The organism is Legionella sp. PC1000, from assembly GCF_014109805.1.
Classification (GTDB): Bacteria; Pseudomonadota; Gammaproteobacteria; order Legionellales; family Legionellaceae; genus Legionella; species Legionella resiliens.
Window position 1 is genome coordinate 2,818,164 of sequence record NZ_CP059400.1, and the last position, 22,097, is coordinate 2,840,260.

Consider the following 22,097-nt stretch of genomic DNA (forward strand, 5'->3'; position numbering starts at 1 on the left):
ATTTCTATCGTTAGTAATGAGTTATTTTGGATTAAATTTAAAATTTTTTGTCTTTTGGTTTGCCGGTTGCAGTACTGAATTTAGACTAATATTAAATATATGTCATATCAGATTCTGGATCATTGATGTTCACTATAAGTGACTTAGAAAGGGATATCTATCTTGAAGGGAAAGGACCGCTTGCACACCGCATTGATTTTGCATGGGAAATATACAGTGATGAAACGTCCAATGAGCAGAACCAGAAACATGCGCTAAAATTTCTCATTTATGCTTTCGATCTTACAGAAACTGAAGATATAAACGAGCAACTGATTTCTTTGATGGACGATAGAAATAAATACAAAGAGAAAAACCCATATTACATTCCAGGTAAAGCTCCAAAATCACTAAGTCAATTACTTGAGCCAGCACAAAGAAATCTAGAAGATGCTGAAAAACAAGATGCATATATGAGAAAAGCCCTAAGTGAGGCACGAGCTAAGAAAGAGATTCTTAGTATAAATAAAGAATCACAAGAAGCAGATCGTGAATTACAGATTAGATATCTTTCTCCAGAAGAGCGTGCTAAACATAATATAGTAATAAGAGATAAACGTTTCCTTCAAAATGGTGAACCTGTTAATACAAGCGGAATGATATCGCATGGTAAACGAGGATATGCTGCATTTACCTTGAATGCAAATGGTGAGCTTTATATATTTGCGCACAATGAAGGTATCGATCATATTGCGCATTCTTCAATGACTGCAGGTTCACCCGTTGTTGCTGCAGGAGAAATTAAAATAGAAAATGGCGTATTAAAAGCTATAACGACACACAGCGGACATTATAGACCTTCTTTATTTAATCTATATCGAGCATTAGAATATTTTTCACATAATAAAGTTGATATCTCACAGGCAGTTGCGGTTACTTTTACAAATCCATCGCTTAAGAATGTTGAAAGTAAAGCAGTTACAATGTGGATGCCTTCCCCAGTTACTCGATTCGAGACTCCAGCTGATAAAGTTTATAAATCAATAGACAAGATTCTTGATGAAAATATTCAATCAATTAGTAAAGACATAACAAATTATAGATCGAGCATACTTACTTCAATATATAAAATAAAAGATAAAGTACTTGGTTCAACTTTAACTGAGGATAGGGCTAAAGTAGCTTCGGGTTTTGTCACAAAACTAACTGAATTTAAACAGAAATTAAATACTGATCTAACTTCTGTAGAACTTAATGATACCATTAAATCCTTGAACAAATTAATCACAGACCACGAGGAACACAATAAAGCTTTAGCAAAAGGAGGACGATTAGAATCCAAATTTTGTTCATTTAAAGAACATTTGTTACAAGTTCATTCAGAATATACTGGTATGGCTGAGCAAATGAAATACAAAACTTAAAAGCGGCAAAGTAGGCATAAAACTTTCAAAAGCAAAACTCAAAGAAGCCAAGCTGTACCCCTAATACTCTCTTATATCAATGCATTCCCGTTTATCATTTAGGTGAGCTACTCTATTCATCCCTTTGATGCCTGGTTCAATAGCCTATATAATCCTTGTTATAAACTCAAATTAATAGTTGGGCAAAGGCTCAATTATAGCTAGGCTAAGGATACCAATGGTTCAATCTGCATTCATAATTGCCCTAATGACTTTGAGCATCATCGCTCAAGCAGCCCTCCCCGCTGATTCAATTCAGCGCTGTTTGGATGTTAGAAGACTCGCAGACTTTACCACAAGACAGAAAATGGCTGCCAAAGAACCCGGAGTATTGCGCTTTAAATTTCATAAAATTTCAGCATCAGAGCTGCCGTTAGACAACCCTGTAGGCAATATGGATGAGGTGATTGAAGCATTAAACAACCAGATTGAAAACTGCGATAAAAACCATGGTGAATTTCAGACAGTGACTCTTGCTGGGCGTAAATTTAAGCGCCAAGAATGGTGCCAAAATACCAATAAAAAAATGCTTGCTCTTGCAAAAGCTGCCCATGGCAATTTTCAAAAATATTTATCGAGCATCAAAACTGAATTTGACTGGTATAAAAGCGAGGGCTGGCCTGAAAATCATGCGGGATTTAAACAGGGTGAGTTTCAATTTACCGCCTATTACGCGCCAGCAGCTGTTGAGGCACGCACTCAACGCGGTGGGAAGTTTTTATATCCTCTCTACAGTAACCCAGGTGTTGTAAGTGTCGCTTCGGAATGCAAAAAATTTAATTTGAAACCTCCTCTTTGCGGTGTTGACCCGCTGACTAAAATGGTGCGAGGTTTCTGTTTGAAAAATGCCAATGGCACATACTCTGTAGTGCCAGACCGACACGAAATTGAACATGGGGCGTTACATCCAAAATATATCATTGGCTACGTTAAAGACCCCAATGACCCTGCTTTTTTAATGGTTCAAGGCTCTGGTTCATTAATTCTTGATGGTAAATTATTTCGTATCAATTATGAGAGTTCCAATGGCAGACCACGCACCATGCTGGGTCGTATAGTCCAATGCGCGCAAGACCCAACCTGTGGTGGCAACCTTGATACAATGGAGCGCTGTGCTAAAGATCCAAAATGTCATGATGAAGCAAAGTTACGCTGTAACGTATCTAAAAAAATTAGACAAAGTGGAGCATCAGAAAAGCAAATTCGTCAATATCTGAATAACCTACTTAGCCGTGAAGCCGACGACTTGCGAAATCGCGATCAAAGCTATGTATTTTTTGCTAAGGAAAATGGCGGCCCTTATGGATCAGAAAATATTACTCTTACGCCCCATGCATCCTGTGCCACCGATCATAAGGTAATTCCTATTGGAATGAATTTTATCTATAACTACAAAAAAACTACTTCCTGGTGTGTTTCCCAAGACCGAGGTGGCGCCATTATGGGGGCTCACGTTGACGTCTATAAGGGTGAGGGTAACCAAGCGGGTTTGGAAGCAAATGCGCTCAATCACCCGGGCACATTATTTGTGGCGCTGCCAAAACGTGAATAAAACAAATCGGGGAGTTCAAACCTCCCCGAGCAGGCCAATTTTCTTATTTGAGGGCGCAAGGTCCTTGCCCGTTAGCAGACCAGGCCGCAGACACAGTCTTCAGTTGATTGCATGATGCGTCTTTACATAATAAGCTTGCAGGTTTAACTAAACAGGCTCCATTAGAGTCGTTAAAATTAAACCCAATGGTTTTTAAAGTTTGGGGGTTGGGTATTTTTCCTTTGTAATTTTGCGCACCAGGATTAGAGATTGTTACTGCATTATGCCAGCCAGAACTATCCTCATAATTAATAGAGATGTTTGTGAGTGGTAGTTTTAGATTTCCAACATCAAACGAGAACTCATGGGTTCCTTGTGAATCTCCTCCAGCCTTGGGAAGTTGATCAGGGTCAAGTTGAAACGAATCCATTCCAGGAAACTTCGATGGATCACAAGTAATTTTCTGTAGGTTGACGCCTTCGCCAAGCATAAGAGGTGCTTTTTCATTGTATTCTGTAATTAAATTGTTTAATCCACCATTAGGTGTTGGAGTTTGTAAACCGTTATCTTCATAAAGACCAAATTGGTCCTCCCCTTTTTTTTGAACGAGGCGAAAAACCATACCGCCACTGATGATATTAGCCCCCTCTTGAAACATCCAATCGACTTGCGCGAATAATCTGGGTGTATCTGGGCGTCCAAACTCAGTCAGAATTACAGGAAGATTAATGCCGTTAAAACCATTCATCATTTTATCGCCATCCCCATCTCCACCATCGGGTATGGAAAGCACGGGGCGATATTTCGCATAGGGGTTAAGTAATCGAGGATAATTTCCTGGATCGGTACCTTGTCCCCATCTATAAACGTTATAACCAATGTAATCAGCTGACGTATCTTCTTTTTCATTTTTTAAGTGGCAGGCATAATAGTAAGCCAATGGAATGGTTACATCAGGAACATCACGTAAAGCAACGCCTACTGGTTTATTGTAATTTTTTTTCTTAATGTAGGCCTTCATATCGCGAATCAGTGCCTTCATTGTAGCTGAAGGCCTTAAATAGTTATCATCTATTTTATGCGGCATCATCCATACTTCGTTACCAACAGAAAATCCAAATACATTACTGTACTTACTGAATGCATCAATTTTTTTAGTAAAACAATCATAAAGTGTTTGCGGATAATTGCCTGTGCTTCGATCAACGGTACATTGGGTACCATTTTTATAATCCGCAAGTTCTACAAGAACTTGAATATTATTTTCTTGCAATGCGTTCATGACTTGATCATGTGAAGCACAGTTACCACCAGGACATACCTGATAAACGCGAATAATATTAACCCCTATGTTTTTTAAAGCCGGAATAAGGGTTTGGGTGATGGTATCGATTTTATCATCACTAAGTGGATCGACATTTTCTTCAGGTTGATAACAAACTCCTTTAGGCATGAAGCGTTCACTGCCTTGATCGCAAGAGTTCAGTCCAATCTGATTTCCACACATTTTAACTTGGGCAAAAGCAGGATTACAAAGAAGAAGGGGGGCAAAAAAGAGACTATATGATAATTTCATGCTGAACTCCAATATGAAGACTTAACATAAAAACCAGAAATGATTTACTTGAACATTAATTTAAGTATAGGTTTAAGTATAGGAAAATTTTTGAACATAAAGTGCAACTCAATAAATTTTCCATGTATTTTTATAGAAAAAACACATTGGCAAATGAGAAATCAGTTGCTTAACTACTAAATTCCACAAGGAGTTAGACAGACTATAAACAGACTTATCCACAGAAAATGTGCATAACTCCAATGAAACTATCAGGACTTAAAAATGAAATAAAACAGGCTCAACAAGGGCTTATATTAGGTACTGGCTTTTGATTAACGATTTGGTTGAAATTAATATCCACAAAACGTGGATACTTAAAAAGAACTAAGACGTAGCTATCTTATACAAATAAAAAGTAAAAAAACAGTCTTGACTCGAACTATTTTTCTTCATTATTTTAGCCTGGAAATGAGAAAAATTTTATTTGTTAGCTAAAAACTCCAGCCCTGGCATAGCAAAGTATAGATACTGTCTTTAAAAGCAAACTTTATGTTGGTTAAAAGTATTTTTACGAAGCAACTTCAGGATCTTTTCTTCCTACGCCCCCGAGAACAAGCAGCGCAACGCAGGAAATAATTGGAATAGTACTTATACGGAACGTTACTTGTTAAAAAACAACATCTTATTTACAATATGTGTCGCATTTAAACATAGGAATGTTCATCACAGGGATTCATGATGATTAAACGTAAACAAGAAATACTGGAAGAGCTAGCAAGAGCATTTACGAACGAATTATCCAAAGAAGCTCGCTTCGATTTAGTATTTTCTGCGCTTTTTGAACTGGATAAAATTCAAAAAGGTCAAATAACTCAACTTTCCAAGGCCCAGCTCGAAGAGGTAAGTAACGAAGCAGCTACAAAAGTATTCCTGGATCGCATTTCAGCCACAACAAAAACAAATAACCCTGATATAAAAACGGCTCGAAATATACTCACTCAAATAATAAGAGATCCTGAAGCTTTTGGTTTAGATGGAAAAATACGCTCTTTTTTTCTTCCCTTCGCTAAAACGTTCATCACCGCTAAAGGAGATGTGGTAGAAGAACAAATCGTTAGCGCAGACCTACATCAAAGAGATTGGATGATACGAAAAATACTTTTCATACAAGATTTGGGTACAAATGCAGAAAGCGCACAAATATTTGTTGATGCGCTAAGAACGGGTAATTATGCAATTACCTCCAAATTTGCCCGCTGGGTAATCAGTAAATATAACGATGTGACATTAAACCCCGCGCGAAGACCTATTGGTGCAGATGATATTTTACCACTTGTTGCTTATGAGTTAGCACAAACTGATATTCGTGCCGAAGATATGGCCGCTATAATGTATTTATATGATCATACTAAAGAAGATAATCAATATACGGCTTCTCTTATGTTTTCAGGTGTACAGACTTCGCTTAACCGACAATCCGCTCTTCAAAGAGCATATCCTAAAGACAATCCATCACAAATTTTGATGAGAATACGAACTGAACATGCGACGTTCTTAACAATGGATGATCCTGTCGGAAGTTTGGTGAAAGAAGGATTATCGTATGATCATGAAATCGATTCGGTTAACCTAAAAGAACATTATGAAGAGAATAAAATCACAGCTTTTGCAAAAAAAAACAGAGATTCTATTACGACTCATTTAATCGCATTGAATATCAAAAGAGCTAGCCCTGACGATATTAATACCTTATTAGCCATTAAAAATCATATTATTAAATACATTAACTTTTCAGAAACGCATCCCCCTGAGAAGCCACAGCAGACTTACACTAACCGCTTAAATGCAGCAGAAGAGATGCTAAAAATACTTCAAAAAGGCGAAACAATAAAAGATGACATTTTTCCAGGAATAAGGGCACAAGCTAATATCATTGCAATGAATAAGCCCGGTTTGAGAGAGTTGGGTTTCTTAGGTTGGTTACATAATTTGACCGATAATCACAAGCCTCAAATCAGTATAGAAACTGCTGCGACTCTAAAAGCTATTGATTTAATTGTAGTATCTCAAGTGAGTGAATTACCCAAAGAAGCCCGAGCGAAACGAATAAGTCAAAATTCCCCTCCTGGCGATGAATTAACTAATACGCATACAATACAATATCGCTGATATCATAATGATTATTGCTTTTCTTTGCCATGCATGAATAACCGGTTTAAGGCCATGGCGACGCATTGAAAAAATGCGTTAGTATCCATATAAATTCTTTTGATTATGAAAACGACATGCAAAAAGAGCTAATTCGGAAAAACACAATTAAAAGATTCTTCGGGCTAAAGCCCGACATGCATTAAGGGGTGAATTTCGGGGTATTCTCTTGAACCACTTTTGCAGCGTCATCAATGTCCTTGAGAAATTTATCTTTATTTTGTACGACCATAATTTCGTCGGGTTTTACAGAGTACACTTCATAATCTTTCGCAGCTAACTCTTCTTTTAATTTTGCTAGTTTTTCAACATCATTTTCTTTTGAAGTGATTACTCCAATTCTATCACCATTTTTTTCCATTAATCGTACCCGGTATCCAGGGTTACTATATGCTCGAGAAAAAAATTGAACAAAAGTAGGTCCTTTCGATATAAATAACTTCGTCATCATAAATAGATTCTCACTTAAATTAATAAAATGTTACCATCATTAAGATAAGACATTGTAACAAAATTTAATCAAATCATCAAATTTACACTCATTGATATATTCTATCTTATTGATATTTATATAATTTTATAAAACCAATAGTTCCTAGATTTTTGGTTCTTATTTCTTCTGTACTCTTCATAAGTTAATGTTACCAAGAGCTATCAGACGGAATAATTGAATTTATCAAATAAAGTACTATTATATTAATACAAGTTCATTTTGTTTGGTTTTTAATCATGTCAAGAAGAAAAACTCTAGGCCTTTTTGTACAAGGTTTAACTTCAGTAGGTAAAAGACAATTTTCAGTTGACCGTTTTTTTTCTCTAAACTCCTCAATGTGGGGCAAAATACCCGACGAAGCACTCGAGAAAGGAGGAAGTTATATACCCATTTCTTATGGAGGAGGTCCTCTTACAGTAGAGAACGCCCTGATTAAAATAAGCACACTAGGTACGAGTAGGTTTCTCGCTCGAACAATGACGATGGATCAGTTTAAAGAAGGCCCATCTCTTGATGTTGGTGGGACACATATTCCACTAGGTTTATATGGTAGCAGTCAACTTGTTGAATATGATGATAAAGGTAAAATCAATAAGAAGGAAACCACAAAGAATTTTGCAGGTCATCATAACCCGGATGGCGCAGAAAAATTTAGAGGATATGCGATATCGTGTTCGGACGAATATACAATTTATAGTCTTCTCGCTCTGGTAACTGGAAGATCCAGTGTCGTTTTGATTGATCCATCGGCGCTTCCTCACACACATAGATATGAACAGCTGCCTCCTGACCTTCAGCCATCATATGATTCCCATGGAACTCCTTCGCATTATACTTTTGAAAAGGAAACAACCCTACAGGGAATACCTTCTATTTTTATCCCAGGTCGTTTAGAGAGGCAAGGTTTACAGGTGGTTTTAGCGACCAATCCTTATTTTATTGATATGCAAAGTAAATCTACTCCTCAATCCGTAAAAGATAAAGCACATATTGCATGTTCTGCCTATTTAAACTTTATGACTGAAGTAAGAACGGGTAAACCAATTCCTGGAATGGACAGCGTTTCAAAAAAAGAAGCTCGATCTTTGCAGATGGCTGCCATTTTAGAAAATATGCAAGCAAATCTTGAAATATTGCCTATGAGTAGCAAAGATAAAGATATCTATTTCATCATTTATCAAGATTTAAAAAGTAAAGCACCTCCACCGAGTAAAAAAACGTACAAGGCAATCGAAGTAGAAGAAGTTGAAGAAATGGACAAAGAAACGGATAAATTAAAATCAGAAACTGAGGGGCGGGAAAGGGGTATGGATGAAGAGGATGAAAGCTCTGTCAAGCCTATAATATGATTATGGAGAAAGCTTTTATGCTTCCTCCTTAGCTTGAACTATGGGTCCGCCCGACTCGGGTTATATAAATACTACTTCATCAAATCAACCGGTTGTGGAAAGCTTAGGTAATTTTTAGTCAATTGCTTTTCTTTTTGCTGGTTTGGATTAGCGTTTTGACACCACTCGTTTGACTTGGGATGTTTCTCGCCATCGCTCTTAGTTACACTACAAGATTGCTTATTGACAATTTCCGCTTTATTCGTCGGACATTGTGAAGACTCCATGCCGTCCGGACATGGCGCAAACTGAGTATTGACGACAAAGGTATACACATTATCCTTTAAATCAGTAAAGCGTACCTTGATAGGATATGAAGCAACCGTACCAACCCTGAAGCCAGCGATTTGACTGTTATCAGGCATCATAACGTTTTGTTTGACCTGCTGACAATTCAAATCCTCGGCGTCTTGATTAAATACACATACCCCATATTTTTTGAGCAAGGGCTTATTCACCTGATCCACCATAGATTGAGGCACACCAATCGCCACAGAAAAGCCATCTGCATAGTTAAACTGTTGTTCATTTTCAAGACCCTTGGTCCCGCCCACAGTAAAAATCAACCCATCCCCCAGTTCGCTCATGAACCCAACCGCATCGTCAACAGAGAATCCGTAAGCGTCCATAGAAAGATAGTCTTTATCATGAATCAGTTGGACATAAGGGTTGAACAATAATTCGGAAGTAATATTGGTTTTGTAATTATACTGTAAATCATGGATGTACATGGATTGTATCTGAGCATGATTCCATCCTGGAATCTTGGTATCAGCCAATGGGTTTACTCCAGCACCACATCCCTCGTTGAAAGGTACCCAACCATAGATGTGCTTAAGCGCTTCCCAGTAATTAAATGGTACAGGTTCCACATCAGGTGTTAAGTGACACTTTTTATCAGCATACATTTGCAAATATTGCTGGTGATTTTGCTTGAAAAACTGCTGTAACGCGCCAAGTTTTTCTTTTAAATCTTGTGGGCAATCTATCTTTTGGGTGACGTATTTACTCACATCTTCATCCCAGTTAACGCAAGAACCCCATAGATTTTGCATACGCTGAACCGATTCACCATAGTGCAGTGATTTTTTTTGTTCTTCACTACATTTTCCCTGAATGCAGGACAACACAGTCAGTACAGGCGGAAAACCATCTTTTGGCTTGACCGGTACATTATCCTCAGGGGGCAAAGTACCAGTACGCTGCGCAAAAATATTGTAACCGCCCGGTAATTTCAATTCATTCAAATTATATACTGGCCAGCCTTGTCCTAGAGTCGTTTTTAGAAAGGAATCAAGATGGTCTCTAAATGCAGTCAAAGACTGCGCTGATCCACTGTACCCAATATAGGGATTGTTTTTAGGGCCTATAGCAACCGGCATGTAAACATGATCCACATACGAAATGTTATAACCTACATTCTCTGGTTTTAATATCCGCACTGATTGCTTGGGCTGTATAATCGAGTCGCCAAAAGTATACTCTGATAACTGCGCATATATATTTTCTGGAAATTGGACATCGCTGGAATAAGTACTTAATTTACATTCAGCGTTTTGTCCCTGACACGTTACGCCGGCAGGTGTCGCCAATGACTCATCTTTTTCGTTGCGCAGCCTGTCGTTTTTATCGGCTAACACAACCCGACCACCATTCCACCAGGTAATGTAACGATCCTTCGCTAACTCACTATATAAAGGTAATGTAATCGTTACCGAGGAGCCGGGAGCTATTCCTGTACCTTCGTTGACATACAATTTGTAAACATATTTTGTTGGGTAAGGTTCGGTAGTACGAAAACATCCCTGAATCCACTCATTTACCTCATTTTTGCTTGTCGCCAACACGGGATAAATCGTCGTATTTTCAGAATTGTTATAAATGGTTATCGTCTTTGGTTTGAGCGTCATTGAATTTCCGTTGTAGTCTTTGCAAACAATGTTCTCGGCTACAGAAATTTCTGCCCACAATGACAAAACCACAGCCCCTGAAGCAACAATCAGCGTTTTCAACATAAAGGTATTCCATGAATTATTTTGGGAAAATATACCATAGATGCTGTATTCTTATAGATTCACCCATGTGGCTTTTAACAGTTCTTTAACAAAAAACAGATGTGGTTGGAAAAAACTCTGTCGTTGAACACTGCACTTTTCGAGCAGTAAATTAAGAAAATACGAATTTCTATGCGTACTTGTACTTCCTTTGTCATTCAACTATTATTATGAAGCTGTTTTCTTGGCTGTTTAATTGGCTGTTTTTAATATATGGAGATTGAAAATGAATAAACGAAGCTTAATTATTGCCGCTACAGCTGCTGCGTTGTTTACTTCAGGCGTTTATGCCTCTTCTGCCCTCGACAGTAATGGGGCTAACACAAACTCACCTACCAATCTAGCAAAGAACAATTGCAGTGGGAAAAATAATTGCAGTGGCAAAAACGGCTGTAAGGGTAAAAATGGCTGTAAGGGTAAAAACGGCTGCAAAGGCAAAAACGGCTGCAAAGGTAAAAACTGCTGCAAAGGCAAGAATCATTGCAAAGGTAAAAACGACTGCAAAGGTTCAAATAAATGCAAAGGAAAAAATAGCTGCAAGTCTTAATATTTAACCTGAATTGATGTCTTGCTTGAGACATCAATTCACCCCTAACAATAGATTTCTCCCGTCTAGGAAAAGACAGATGGAAAAAAGTACACAGACCTACCCCAAAAAATATGAGTCTCTCGGAATGGGTTTAGGTTTACGAGCAGAGCATTACAGTTATATTTTAGAACACACCCCGGAAGTAGAATGGTTTGAAATTCTCACCGAAAATTACTTGGTTGATGGGGGAAATCCTCTTTATTACTTAGACAAAGTGCGTGAAAATTATCCTGTTGTGATGCATGGCGTATCACTATCAATTGGTAGCACCGATCCCCTGAATCCTGAATATCTTAAGAGAGTAAAACAATTGGCAGACAGGATTCAACCAAAATGGATTTCTGATCACTTATGCTGGACTGGCGTCCATCAACGAAACATGCACGATTTATTACCTCTTCCTTATACAGAAAAAACAATTACTCATGTTGTTGAGCGAGTTAAATACGTACAGGATTTTTACCAACAACAAATAGTGCTCGAAAATGTATCCAGTTATATCACCTACAAAGAATCTGAAATGACTGAATGGGAGTTTCTCTCTGAAATAGCCCATCGTGCAGATTGTTTTATTTTATTAGATTTAAATAATATTTATGTAAGCTCCTATAATCATGGCTTTAATCCTGAAACCTATTTGCAAAACATTCCCGTTGAACGCGTACAACAATTTCATTTGGCGGGACATCAAAATTGTGGTGATTACATTATAGATACACATGATCATCAAGTCATAACAGAAGTCTGGAGCCTGTATGGCCAAGCGATTAAACGATTTGGTGACGTATCAACAATGATTGAGCGTGATGATCGTATTCCACCATTTGAAGAATTATGGCAAGAATTAGAATATGCAAAAGCAATGAAGCTAAGTTGTTTATCAAATGAAAAAACGGATTTAGCATATGAAACTTACTGAATTACATACTTTATTACAAGACACTATTCTAACCTCTGAGCCACTCATTAATCCTTATCTTGATTCTCCGCCTAAAGGATCTATTGCAGACAGAGTAGCTATCTATGCCGATGGCTTTTACGCGCGGTTAGAAGAGGCGTTAATGAGTGACTATAGTACATTAGTTGAGGTAATTGGTGAGGATAAGTTCACCAAAATGAGCAAAGATTATACTCAAGCATATCCATCATACAACTATTCACTCAATAATTTTGGGGAAAATCTCAGCCGATTTTTAACAGAAACGTCACCTTATCAGAAAAAACCCTATTTAGCCGAAATTGCTGCATTTGAATGGGCTGAATACCAAGCCATTGTGGCTCATGATGCAAATCTACTTTCAATAACTGATTTGCAATCTTTGCCATTAAGCCAATGGCCAGAAATGAAATTCCATCTGCATCCTTCATGTAAAATACTTACCATGCACTGGAATAGTCTTTCTCTTATTAAAGCATCACGAAGTAATAAATCCATTCCCGCCCCTAAGAAGCTTAACACCCCGCAATTCATAATGGTCTGGCGTCGTCAACTTGAAGTACGATACTGCAAGCTAGAATATGCGGAACTAACCATGCTCAATGCAATAATACAAAAAGCATCGTTTATGGATATTTGTGAGATGCTAAGCCATCAGATGCCTGAAGATCAAGTTGCACCTTATCTTGTAAAAGAATTGCATGCATGGATTCAAGAAAATTGCCTTATAAGTAACAATTAACAAAACCAGACTACAGTTATTCTGGGAAAAGCAATTTGGAAAAGCCTTGGGACAAAGCTTTCGTTCCTTATGCTGGATGAACTCAAGTAACACATGAAATGTTACCAAGTTAGATTGTGTGAGGAACTCTCAGAACTTGTTCCTGAAAATATCTATTCTACATTTACAGTAACACCTGAAAGACTCTCATCCTGCAGAGGCAGGGATCCATTTACAATGTACGGGGAAAAACAAATTAAAAGTGAATAGATAATGGAATTTCGCATTATGAAAACTGACGATACCTCAGGTCCTGACACCTAAGTCATTCATTTTGATTCTAAATGAACTCCAGGAAAACCCGTTAATATGACATTTTTAGTCTATAATATACTATTAGAATTGTCCTTCAATTGAGAGTTTGTATGTCTATTTTGAAGGGTCTGGTGGTTGTACTATTGGATTTTGTACGAAGCACATTTGATATTTACTGTATCTATTCGTATTTTCATAAGGAAGGAAATAATGAAAAAATCAAAAATGGTAAATGAATTTGCTATGCCAGCACCACGATGGATAAGAACCTACCCCTGTGGACCATATCGATTTATCAATCGAGAATTTTTCATCATCACTTACGAAACCGCTCCTGAATTACTTGAAGATATATTACCTCCTGGGCTGGAACTACTTGGACCTTATGTAAAATTTGAATTCATTAGAATGCCAGATTCTACAGGGTTTGGTGATTATACAGAATCTGGACAGGTGATTCCGGTTCGATATAAAGGAGAAGAAGGCGGTTTCACTATCTCGATGTTTCTAGATTGTCATGCACCGATAGCGGGTGGTCGAGAAATTTGGGGATTTCCCAAGAAACTAGCCAAACCAAAATTATTTGTTGAGGAAGATGTATTAATCGGTCTGCTTGATTATGGTAGCTTGCGAATTGCCACTGCGACTATGGGATATAAACACCATGAACTGGATTCTAAAAAGATATTAGATTCTATGAAAAAGCCTACCTTCCTTCTAAAGAATATACCAGGGGTTGATGGCAAACCTCAAATTAACCAGCTCACTAAAACCTATCTAACAGATGTAACCGTAAAAGGAGCTTGGACTGGACCTGGTAGTTTGGAACTGCACCCCCACGCATTGGCTCCAATCGCTGAGTTTCCCGTAAAAAAAATTGTATCGGTGATGCATTTTGTTACTGATTTAACCTTACCTTACGGTACAGTGGTTGAGGATTACTTGAGTTAGATTGCCCACGCACCAGTAAAACTTTGCTATGTCGATAGGGAGATTGAAATGTCGAAAAGAAAAAAAATAAATCTAGCCCTGCAGGGTGGAGGTGCTCATGGAGCGTTTACCTGGGGTTTATTAGATAAACTTCTTGAAACAAAGTTATTTACTATCGAGGGCATTTCCGCAACCAGCGCCGGCAGTATGAATGCTGCCGCTCTTGCCTATGGTTATCTTCATGGGAAAGAGGAAGGAGCAAGACAATCATTGTATGATTTTTGGCTTGCAATGAGTAATTATGGAAAATTATTTGGTATTACGGCGAAAACACCCATCGATTATTTCATGGAGCCCTTCTCAAAAACACCATTTAGTTTTTCTCTCTTTAGCTCGATAATCAGTCTTTTATCTCCCTATCAGTTCAATCCTTTTAATTTCCATCCTATTCGAGATGTATTGGAGAAAATAATTGATATTGAGCAAATCAAAACGAAAAGTGATATTAAACTCTTTATTTGTGCCACGAATGTTCAGACCGGTAAAATCCGTATTTTTGACAACAATGAATTATCTATAAACACTCTTTTAGCCTCTGCCTGCTTACCCAAATTATTCCAATCCATCGAAATTGATGGAGAGTTTTATTGGGATGGAGGGTATTTGGGAAATCCTGCTATTTTCCCTTTGATTTATCAAACAAGTTGTAGGGATATCTTAATCTTTCATACGGTACCCATTGTTCGTAACGAGATCCCTTTAACTGCAGCAGAAATTGACTCACGTTTAAGAGAAGTATCCTTTAATTCTTCTCTAATGCGTGAAATGCGGGCTATTGGCTTTGTCACCAATTTGATTTCAAAAGGACAGTTGAAAAAGGAATTCGAAAAGAACTATAAAAAACTGTTTATGCATTGCATTCGTGCTGACGAAGATTTGCGCGAATTCCCACTTTCAACCGTATACTCTCCTGATTGGGAGTTTTTAGTAACCCTGCGTGATTTGGGGAGGCAGGAAGCAAGTCATTGGATTGAAAAAAATTACGACCATATTGGCAAAAAATCCACTATTGATTTTGTTGAATGGCTATAGAAGAAAATAAAAATATACTTAAAAACCTTCTTGCTTTTCGTAAAAAATGGCTCATGTAATATGAAACTGCAATACAAGAAAGGAAAGCCATGCAAAGATAAGTACAATTTGCATTGACGCCTATTCCAGTAGACGAATACAAGCCCTGGCAAATCATCCAGAAGGACTACAAAAAGTGCAAGAACATAATCTATCTAAAACTCTTTTTGTGCTTCGATATGTGTGTAATCATAGAACTTCTGACTATCGGATGTTGAGAGGGCTTCAATTAAACGGTAATCCGCATGCCTACCAAATACTAATGAAATAAAAACATCGATTGCAGTTTTGCAGAGCTGAACAGGATCATACCACGCCACCATTTTTTGCGGTGGAGGAAGCGGCGGCTGTGGGTGCGCATTTGTAGACATATCCTTGTGTCCTTCATGCATATTAAGTAAATCCCTTGCATGATAAATAAATGCACAATTTGTACTTATTTTATTAATTTTAGGTGCAAATTGCTAGAAAATCGATGAAGATCTTCTCACTGGTAAAAAGACGAGTCAGGCGTTATAGAGCGTGAAGTTTCTCCTTATCTGATGATAAAAAAGTGTGGAGCGACGTAAGGAAAAAAGAGCAAAACGATTCTCTCTTTGAAATTTTTTGGAGTTTTTTATGTTCATTCAACTTTTGGTTGTCGCAATTTTAGAATTCTTGTATTGCACCAAGGTATTTGCTGTTGTACAAGTACCCCCTATCTCAGGGAAAATAAATCAGGTAATTTATATCACCTTGGATGGTGTCCGTTGGCAAGATGTTTATCAAACTCACCAACATTTTCCAAAGTTTTGGCAAAAACATGCAGGCAAATTTATTTTATACGGAAATCCGGCAAGCAATACTCCGATGTATACTGCTTCAGTGCCAATCAGCCTTCCTTCTTATCAAAGCCAAATGGCAGGGGCGGTACAACCGTGTGCAGGTAATGAGTGCGGCAGGATCAAAGTTGAAACATTGCCTGAGAAAATTATTCGCCAATTGCATGTACCTAAAAAGAAAGTAGCAATTTTTTCCTCTTGGCCTGAGATTGGCTATGCTGTGGAGCACGTTGCGGGGACAACGTTCAGTAATAACGGAAATGAATTTGTCTACGATCCTGATAATTTAAAACCTGATGATGTGATGAAAGAATTGAATCAAAAACAACTTAAGGACCATCCTGAAGGCAAGGATCGTTATGATTCATACACTTTTGCACAAGCATGGCATTACTTTGTTACCTATAAACCTCTTTTCCTATGGATATCATTAGATAATTCCGATGGAACGGCTCATGCAAATGATTTAAAAGGATATCATAAAGCCTTGTCCTATTACGATGAAATGTTAGATGAAATTTTGAGCTACTTACAAACGCAGGGACTAGATAAACAAACCCTGGTCATAGTAACTACAGATCACGGTCGCGGTGATGGAAACAATTGGATAAACCATGGGCCTAGGTACCCAGAATCCAGGAAAATATGGGCCTTTGTGATGAACGGAGAATTGGCTCCCGTCGCCCAGGATGAGGAGAAAGGACACTATAGTTTATTGTCGATTCGTCCCACTATAGAAAAGGCTTTAGGCCTAGCAGATCAGTAGTTATATAGGAAAAAATGATTGAAGGAACAGGAAAATACGTATTCTACTCTCTACAGGAATACTAAAAAAGGCTGCCATCCCTGCTTTACGCAGGGATCCATTTACGTGTGCATCTAAGCTTAGTCATAATATTCTATTGATCCCATTTTGGAGAACCGTAGCCTTGGCTGTTTGCAGCTTTTATCTTCTACACAAGTGTGTATCAGTGTCCAACATTTCCCTGTTATACACTTACATTAAGGATAAGCACATGCAATTACGCATAATACTACCTTGTTTGCCAGTATTCGCATTGGTTCTCAGTGCCTCGACGTACCGCGGCTTGTCCGCGGTATCTAGAGAGGATCTAATCCTCAACCCCATTAAAAACTTATAGAGAGATTGATATGATGAAATCTACTCTTAAAAAAACACTTACTTCATCTGCTACAATCTTGGATGCGAGAGTCGTGCCATTCTCTCTGGATACCGCGGACAAGCCCTGAGAGATGGTCACAAAAAGTGACCATCTCTCAGGCATAAAGCGCGGTACGTAGAGAAACTTAAGTGGTACATGATAAATTTAAAAAACTGACGATCGTTCAGGGACAAGCCGGCGGTACGTCGAGGTTCTAGGTTAAGTGCCAAAAACCACATTACCTTATGAGGTTGTTCTATACAGACTTATGTAGAAGATACAGTTGCCTGCAACCAGACAACGATATCATGGACTATTTGCGAGATAGATCCCTGACTATGCAGAGTTTTACTCTAAAAATTAAAAGCCCTTTTAAACACTATGGCAAAGAAATGTAAACAGACCCTAATGAAAACGTCTTACACGAAGTGCAAAACTACAGCAGATCATCGCTCATGATTGATTTGTAAAAATAGTCCTATATTCCCAAAGATAATTTATTTAAAATACAATATCATCACTTTATAGATGTAGATGAGTTCTTGTCAAAAATGTACTTCCTACTCACTACAACTCACTGAAAAAAGATTAAAAATATTTAGAACGTACCTTCCGAGGATAAAAAAATGGATCCGGTTACACATGCAGTCTTAGGGGCTGCTTGTTCTCAGGCAATTTTATATAAACACGATAAACACAATGCGTGGCTTGTAGGCGGCTTAGCAGCAATGGCGCCTGATTTGGATATATTCATTCGGGCGTCAGAAAACCCGATGCTCTTTTTTCTCTATCACCGCCACTTCACCCACTCTCTACTTTTTATTCCAATAGGTGCTTTAATCGTTACTTTAGCTTTACTCATTTTTAAGCGCTTTCGAACCAATTGGAAATTAACTTTTTGTGCAGCTTTGATTGGCTATGCGACCCATGGGCTACTTGATGCCTGTACTACCTATGGAACAGTGTTACTTTGGCCATTTTCAGATGCCAGAATAAGCTGGGATATTATTTCCATTATTGATCCCTTTTTTACGGTACCTTTATGCTTAGGAGTAGTCTCTACCCTTGTCTTCAATAAAAGACAGCCAGTAATTATTGCTTTAATACTTGCAAGTTCATTTATGCTGTTTAATATAGCGCAGCATAATCGGGCAAGTGCAGCCGTTCATGATGAACTTGCCAAACTCCAGTTAAATGTATACAAAGTAGGTGTGTTTCCTAAATTCTTAAGTTCAACACTTTGGAGGGGAGTTGCATTAGCGAATAATCGTTTGTATGTCATTGATGCTTCAGCCCCCCTGTTTAAAAAATCAAGCAGTCAGCTTTTGAGAAGCTTTCCTCATTTTTCTTCCCAGGAATTACCCGATTACATCAAAGAATCACCTTCATTATTACGCGATTTTATTATCTTTAACTGGTTTACAGATAACTACCTCATTTTCGTTAATAAAAAACCGCTCATGCTCGCTGATGGACGGTTTTTAATAAACGCCGAGGCTACAATCGCACTTTGGGGCATTCAGTTTTTACCCAACAGACCGCATGTGAATGAACTCAACTCGATACATTTAGAGAATTACAAATTCAATAAAGGTCATGAGTTCCCAACATCCAATTATTAACTTTTTATTTTCATTATGATTTTGGCAAATTGTCTCATTCTCTCCCCATGGCTCAATCGTTTATCCTCGATTCATTATGATTTACTTTTGACTCATTTAATAATTTCTTAAGCAAAAAACCATATAATTAGCACCCTGGACAATCGTTGAACATTATCTATGAGTAAAATTATTTTATTTATTCCCTTCACTATTAGTGAGAATAATTTCTCTCTTTATATGAGAGCCTTATCATGGAGATATAATTTAAGAAATTTAGAAGAGAACAGCGATAATGTTCCAAGCATAGTAATGTATCATCACCCTGACGAAAATGCAGAAGATTATGACGATTATCCTGAAGCTCAGTTTCATTTTACTCCGGAAAATGTAGACCCCGACACAGTAATTTATATTCTTGCTGATGGAACTGGAGACCCTCGGTGTGTTGTAAATGTTAATCAAGTCTATTATGAACATTTCTCACAAGAACCTTATCAACTACCAATTGATGCAGTGGCCTGGCGGATGAAACAATGTGGTCTTACGCCACAATTAGCCGAGAATGTGAAGGGAATTAATTTATTTATATGCGATGAGAATAATACTAATGATCAGTTAGCTGTTTTTTTTGCGCAGGGTTTGGGTAAAAAATATAAAGATGTTGCGATAAATTATTACTCATCAATAGTTTATATACCTCAGCCAATTTCATCCGATAAAGTTAAAAAACTAGCTTACTTACATATTTATTCCAGTGATGGAACAACAAAACAAGTTGAGGCCGGCTATGCCCATGAACATAAACATACGCTAAATGTTAGTGATGCGTTCACACAAGAGGAATCTTCCTATCATTGCTTGAGAAAATCTAAAGCACTCCTATTACCAACATTTAGAGAACTAAGTTCTACTAGATGTTCTTTAAGTATCGAGGAAATTATTGATACTGAGGATACACAATTTCGTTCGGATCAAGAACTTAAATCACCAACTATAACCTTCCCTGAGGATGAACAAGATACTGAAAATGAAATCAATAGTACAAGCCATGCAGAGCGTAAAATAGAATCTCAGCCTGCAAAGCCTAGTACTGCTATTATTGTACGACAAGAAAGAAGTATTTTTTTCTTTTTTAAAAGCATTGCTGAATCAGATAAAAAGAGTTTGCTCCATACATCGAACTGCAGCCCGAATAATTTCAAGTAAAGCGCTTTGCGGTTTTTAGCAATAATTTAATATACCCATGGAATGTTCCGCTTCGATTTTTCCTTTGGGTATCATAGAACTGAGAGATCGTCAGTTTTTCATTTTAAATTTCGCTACGTACCACTTAAATTTCGCTACGTACCGCTTAAATTTCGCTACATACCACTAAATTTCTCTACGTACCGCTAAATTTCTCTACGTACCGCGCTTTATGCGCGGTATCCAGAACGATATTTTAAGATGCCGCTGAGCATTCCTATAGCAAGAACCCATGGATACCGCGCATAAAGCGCGGTAGGTAGGTGAAAAATTAAGCGCGGTACGTAGGCGAAAAAATTAGTGGAGGTTTCTCATCATAAAACTGACGTTACCTCAGGTATGACTGATTGTACCTTTATGAAGTTTTTGTTTAAAACTCATGATTAGAGATATAATTGAGATGTTCTGAAATATTTCCAAAATGAAAGTAAAACTCTAACCACTTATTATTGATACAACTATGTTTCATATTGCACTTTACCAACCTGAAATCCCTCCAAATACGGGAAACATCATTCGCTTATGCGCCAATACTGGAGCAAAATTGCATTTAATCCACCCTCTTGGCTTTTCATTACACGAAAAAGCATTAAGACGCGCAGGTTTAGATTATCACGAATGGGCTTCCATTTCCCAATATGAAAATTGGGAAACATTCATCCAGCAACATGATCAAAAAAGGATTTATGCATGCAGTGCTAGAGCTAAGAAGTGTTACTCAACAGTTCAATACACTGCAGAAGATATGTTTTTGTTTGGACCAGAATCCAACGGATTACCTAACGAATTGCTACAAAAATATACGTCGCTCTATATTCCAATGCGTGAAAATAATCGAAGCTTAAATCTTTCGAATGCTGTTGCTGTTGTTTTATATGAAGCATGGAAACAATTAGATTTTGACTGAATGTAATTAAAGATCCGCCCCGTCCGCGTCTTTCAGGCAAGCGCTTTCGTTAGGGGTGCATGTAATCGAAGCAGGCGAATAGATATTCTATAAACTGAAATTGTATTCATTTTTATGTTGACAATATAAAAGACAAAATGTATATTCGTTTTATGGATAAAATATGAATTCAAATTCAAATGAGTCAATTTTTAAAACTATTCCCACTGGTAGCAATTATTTTTATATCTTCATGCAAAACAAAAGAAAATGAGGAGTACTTGCATTTTGCAACAGCCGCAGAATATCCACCATTTGAATACAGCGTGCATGGAGAGATAAAAGGTTTTGATATTGATTTGGCAAAACTCATTGCTAAGGAACTTGGAAAGAAAGCTGTTTTTGACAATATGCAATTCAGTACTGTCCTTCCTGCAATAAGCTCCGGACAAGATGACATTGCTATAGCGACAATCTCGGTAACTGACGCTCGTAAAGTCAATTTTGATTTCTCTGAACCTTATTATTTCGAAGGCATGGCCTCGGTATATCACTCCGATCAGCCCGTCACAACACCCAGTCAACTTGAAGGAAAAAAAGTAGCAGTACAGCTTGGAAGTATTATGGAAATTTGGTTGAGGGAAAATTATCCGCAGATCGAACTTACTGCACTGGATAATAACAATCAGGCTGTTGAAGCTTTAGTTGCAGGCCATGTTGATGTTGTTTTAATGGATGGAGCGCAAGGTAAGATCTTTAGTAAAAAAGACACAAAACTCTCTTATTCTGTAATTGCTAAAGCAGATCATGGATATGCATTAGCGCTCAAAAAAGGCTCTCCGTTGACAATAAAGATTAATAAGGCATTACAAAAACTTAAGGAAAATGGAGAAATTCAAAAACTAGAAAATATCTGGTTAAAGGATTCATTATGAAAAAACTAATTCAAAAACCTCTCTTTATTTGTAAAAGAATAGTCTTATCTTTGTTACATACAAAGTTTCAAAGAGGCTCTCTGAATACGACTGCATTATCACATCGATTTCTGGGTAACAAAAGCCAACCGCTGTTTATTTACTGT

General features: G+C 37.6%; 18 protein-coding genes. 14 read left to right on the top strand and 4 right to left on the bottom strand.

Annotated features, from left to right (window positions below; genetic code table 11):
• Positions 1–125 precede the first annotated feature (125 nt).
• Together FOLKNPGA_RS12340 and FOLKNPGA_RS12345 are read left to right on the top strand one after the other, a co-directional pair.
• Positions 126–1,403, top strand: coding sequence for a hypothetical protein (locus tag FOLKNPGA_RS12340; protein WP_182350186.1), 1,278 nt, complete (start codon positions 126–128; stop codon positions 1,401–1,403).
• 217 nt (positions 1,404–1,620) lie between these two features.
• A complete protein-coding gene (locus FOLKNPGA_RS12345) occupies positions 1,621–2,994 on the top strand; it encodes an MltA domain-containing protein (RefSeq protein WP_182350187.1) in 1,374 nt (457 codons plus the stop codon).
• Positions 2,995–3,037: 43 nt separating this feature from the next.
• Here FOLKNPGA_RS12345 and FOLKNPGA_RS12350 read toward each other — a convergent pair whose 3' ends face one another.
• Positions 3,038–4,549 (bottom strand): hypothetical protein, encoded by a 1,512-nt coding sequence (locus FOLKNPGA_RS12350; RefSeq protein WP_182350188.1) that lies wholly within the window; start codon positions 4,547–4,549, stop codon positions 3,038–3,040.
• 717 nt (positions 4,550–5,266) lie between these two features.
• On the opposite strand from FOLKNPGA_RS12350, the gene FOLKNPGA_RS12355 reads away from it, so the two are divergent.
• A complete protein-coding gene (locus tag FOLKNPGA_RS12355; RefSeq protein WP_182350189.1) occupies positions 5,267–6,700 on the top strand; it encodes a hypothetical protein in 1,434 nt (477 codons plus the stop codon).
• 181 nt (positions 6,701–6,881) lie between these two features.
• Here the strand turns inward: FOLKNPGA_RS12355 and FOLKNPGA_RS12360 are convergent, their stop codons facing one another.
• A complete protein-coding gene (locus FOLKNPGA_RS12360) occupies positions 6,882–7,100 on the bottom strand; it encodes a hypothetical protein (protein WP_182350190.1) in 219 nt (72 codons plus the stop codon).
• A gap of 368 nt (positions 7,101–7,468) precedes the next feature.
• On the opposite strand from FOLKNPGA_RS12360, the gene FOLKNPGA_RS12365 reads away from it, so the two are divergent.
• A complete protein-coding gene (locus FOLKNPGA_RS12365) occupies positions 7,469–8,581 on the top strand; it encodes a hypothetical protein (RefSeq protein ID WP_182350191.1) in 1,113 nt (370 codons plus the stop codon).
• A 71-nt stretch (positions 8,582–8,652) separates the two neighbouring features.
• Here FOLKNPGA_RS12365 and FOLKNPGA_RS12370 read toward each other — a convergent pair whose 3' ends face one another.
• Positions 8,653–10,635, bottom strand: a complete 1,983-nt coding sequence (locus tag FOLKNPGA_RS12370; RefSeq protein ID WP_182350192.1) for a hypothetical protein — start codon at positions 10,633–10,635, stop codon at positions 8,653–8,655.
• 398 nt (positions 10,636–11,033) lie between these two features.
• On the opposite strand from FOLKNPGA_RS12370, the gene FOLKNPGA_RS12375 reads away from it, so the two are divergent.
• The 5 genes from FOLKNPGA_RS12375 to FOLKNPGA_RS12395 all read left to right on the top strand — a co-directional run bounded on the left by FOLKNPGA_RS12375 (position 11,034) and on the right by FOLKNPGA_RS12395 (position 15,258).
• Positions 11,034–11,228, top strand: a complete 195-nt coding sequence (locus FOLKNPGA_RS12375) for a hypothetical protein (RefSeq protein WP_182350193.1) — start codon at positions 11,034–11,036, stop codon at positions 11,226–11,228.
• A 72-nt stretch (positions 11,229–11,300) separates the two neighbouring features.
• Positions 11,301–12,182, top strand: coding sequence for a DUF692 domain-containing protein (locus FOLKNPGA_RS12380; RefSeq protein ID WP_182350194.1), 882 nt, complete (start codon positions 11,301–11,303; stop codon positions 12,180–12,182).
• Positions 12,169–12,942, top strand: coding sequence for a DNA-binding domain-containing protein (locus FOLKNPGA_RS12385; protein WP_182350195.1), 774 nt, complete (start codon positions 12,169–12,171; stop codon positions 12,940–12,942). Before FOLKNPGA_RS12380 ends, FOLKNPGA_RS12385 begins: the two co-directional genes overlap by 14 nt.
• A 504-nt stretch (positions 12,943–13,446) precedes the next feature.
• On the top strand, positions 13,447–14,187 hold the full coding sequence (locus FOLKNPGA_RS12390) for an acetoacetate decarboxylase (protein ID WP_182350196.1): 741 nt from the start codon (positions 13,447–13,449) through the stop codon (positions 14,185–14,187).
• A 48-nt stretch (positions 14,188–14,235) separates the two neighbouring features.
• A complete protein-coding gene (locus FOLKNPGA_RS12395; protein ID WP_182350197.1) occupies positions 14,236–15,258 on the top strand; it encodes a patatin-like phospholipase family protein in 1,023 nt (340 codons plus the stop codon).
• Between the two features lie 194 nt (positions 15,259–15,452).
• Here FOLKNPGA_RS12395 and FOLKNPGA_RS12400 read toward each other — a convergent pair whose 3' ends face one another.
• Positions 15,453–15,668 carry a hypothetical protein gene (locus FOLKNPGA_RS12400; RefSeq protein WP_182350198.1) on the bottom strand — a complete coding sequence of 72 codons (216 nt, stop codon included), beginning with the start codon at positions 15,666–15,668 and terminating at the stop codon, positions 15,453–15,455.
• A 247-nt stretch (positions 15,669–15,915) separates the two neighbouring features.
• On the opposite strand from FOLKNPGA_RS12400, the gene FOLKNPGA_RS12405 reads away from it, so the two are divergent.
• From FOLKNPGA_RS12405 to FOLKNPGA_RS12425, 5 genes are all read left to right on the top strand, one after another.
• On the top strand, positions 15,916–16,884 hold the full coding sequence (locus FOLKNPGA_RS12405) for an alkaline phosphatase family protein (RefSeq protein ID WP_182350199.1): 969 nt from the start codon (positions 15,916–15,918) through the stop codon (positions 16,882–16,884).
• A 1,023-nt stretch (positions 16,885–17,907) separates the two neighbouring features.
• Entirely contained in the window at positions 17,908–18,903 is a 996-nt protein-coding gene (locus tag FOLKNPGA_RS12410) for a metal-dependent hydrolase (protein WP_182350200.1), read from the top strand.
• 159 nt (positions 18,904–19,062) lie between these two features.
• Positions 19,063–20,091 (top strand): hypothetical protein, encoded by a 1,029-nt coding sequence (locus FOLKNPGA_RS12415; RefSeq protein WP_182350201.1) that lies wholly within the window; start codon positions 19,063–19,065, stop codon positions 20,089–20,091.
• Between the two features lie 499 nt (positions 20,092–20,590).
• The gene (locus FOLKNPGA_RS12420; protein ID WP_182350202.1) at positions 20,591–21,037 is read left to right on the top strand and encodes a tRNA (cytidine(34)-2'-O)-methyltransferase; all 447 of its coding nucleotides are present in this window, start codon (positions 20,591–20,593) and stop codon (positions 21,035–21,037) included.
• A gap of 179 nt (positions 21,038–21,216) precedes the next feature.
• Positions 21,217–21,951, top strand: a complete 735-nt coding sequence (locus FOLKNPGA_RS12425) for an ABC transporter substrate-binding protein (RefSeq protein ID WP_182350203.1) — start codon at positions 21,217–21,219, stop codon at positions 21,949–21,951.
• Positions 21,952–22,097 lie beyond the last annotated feature (146 nt).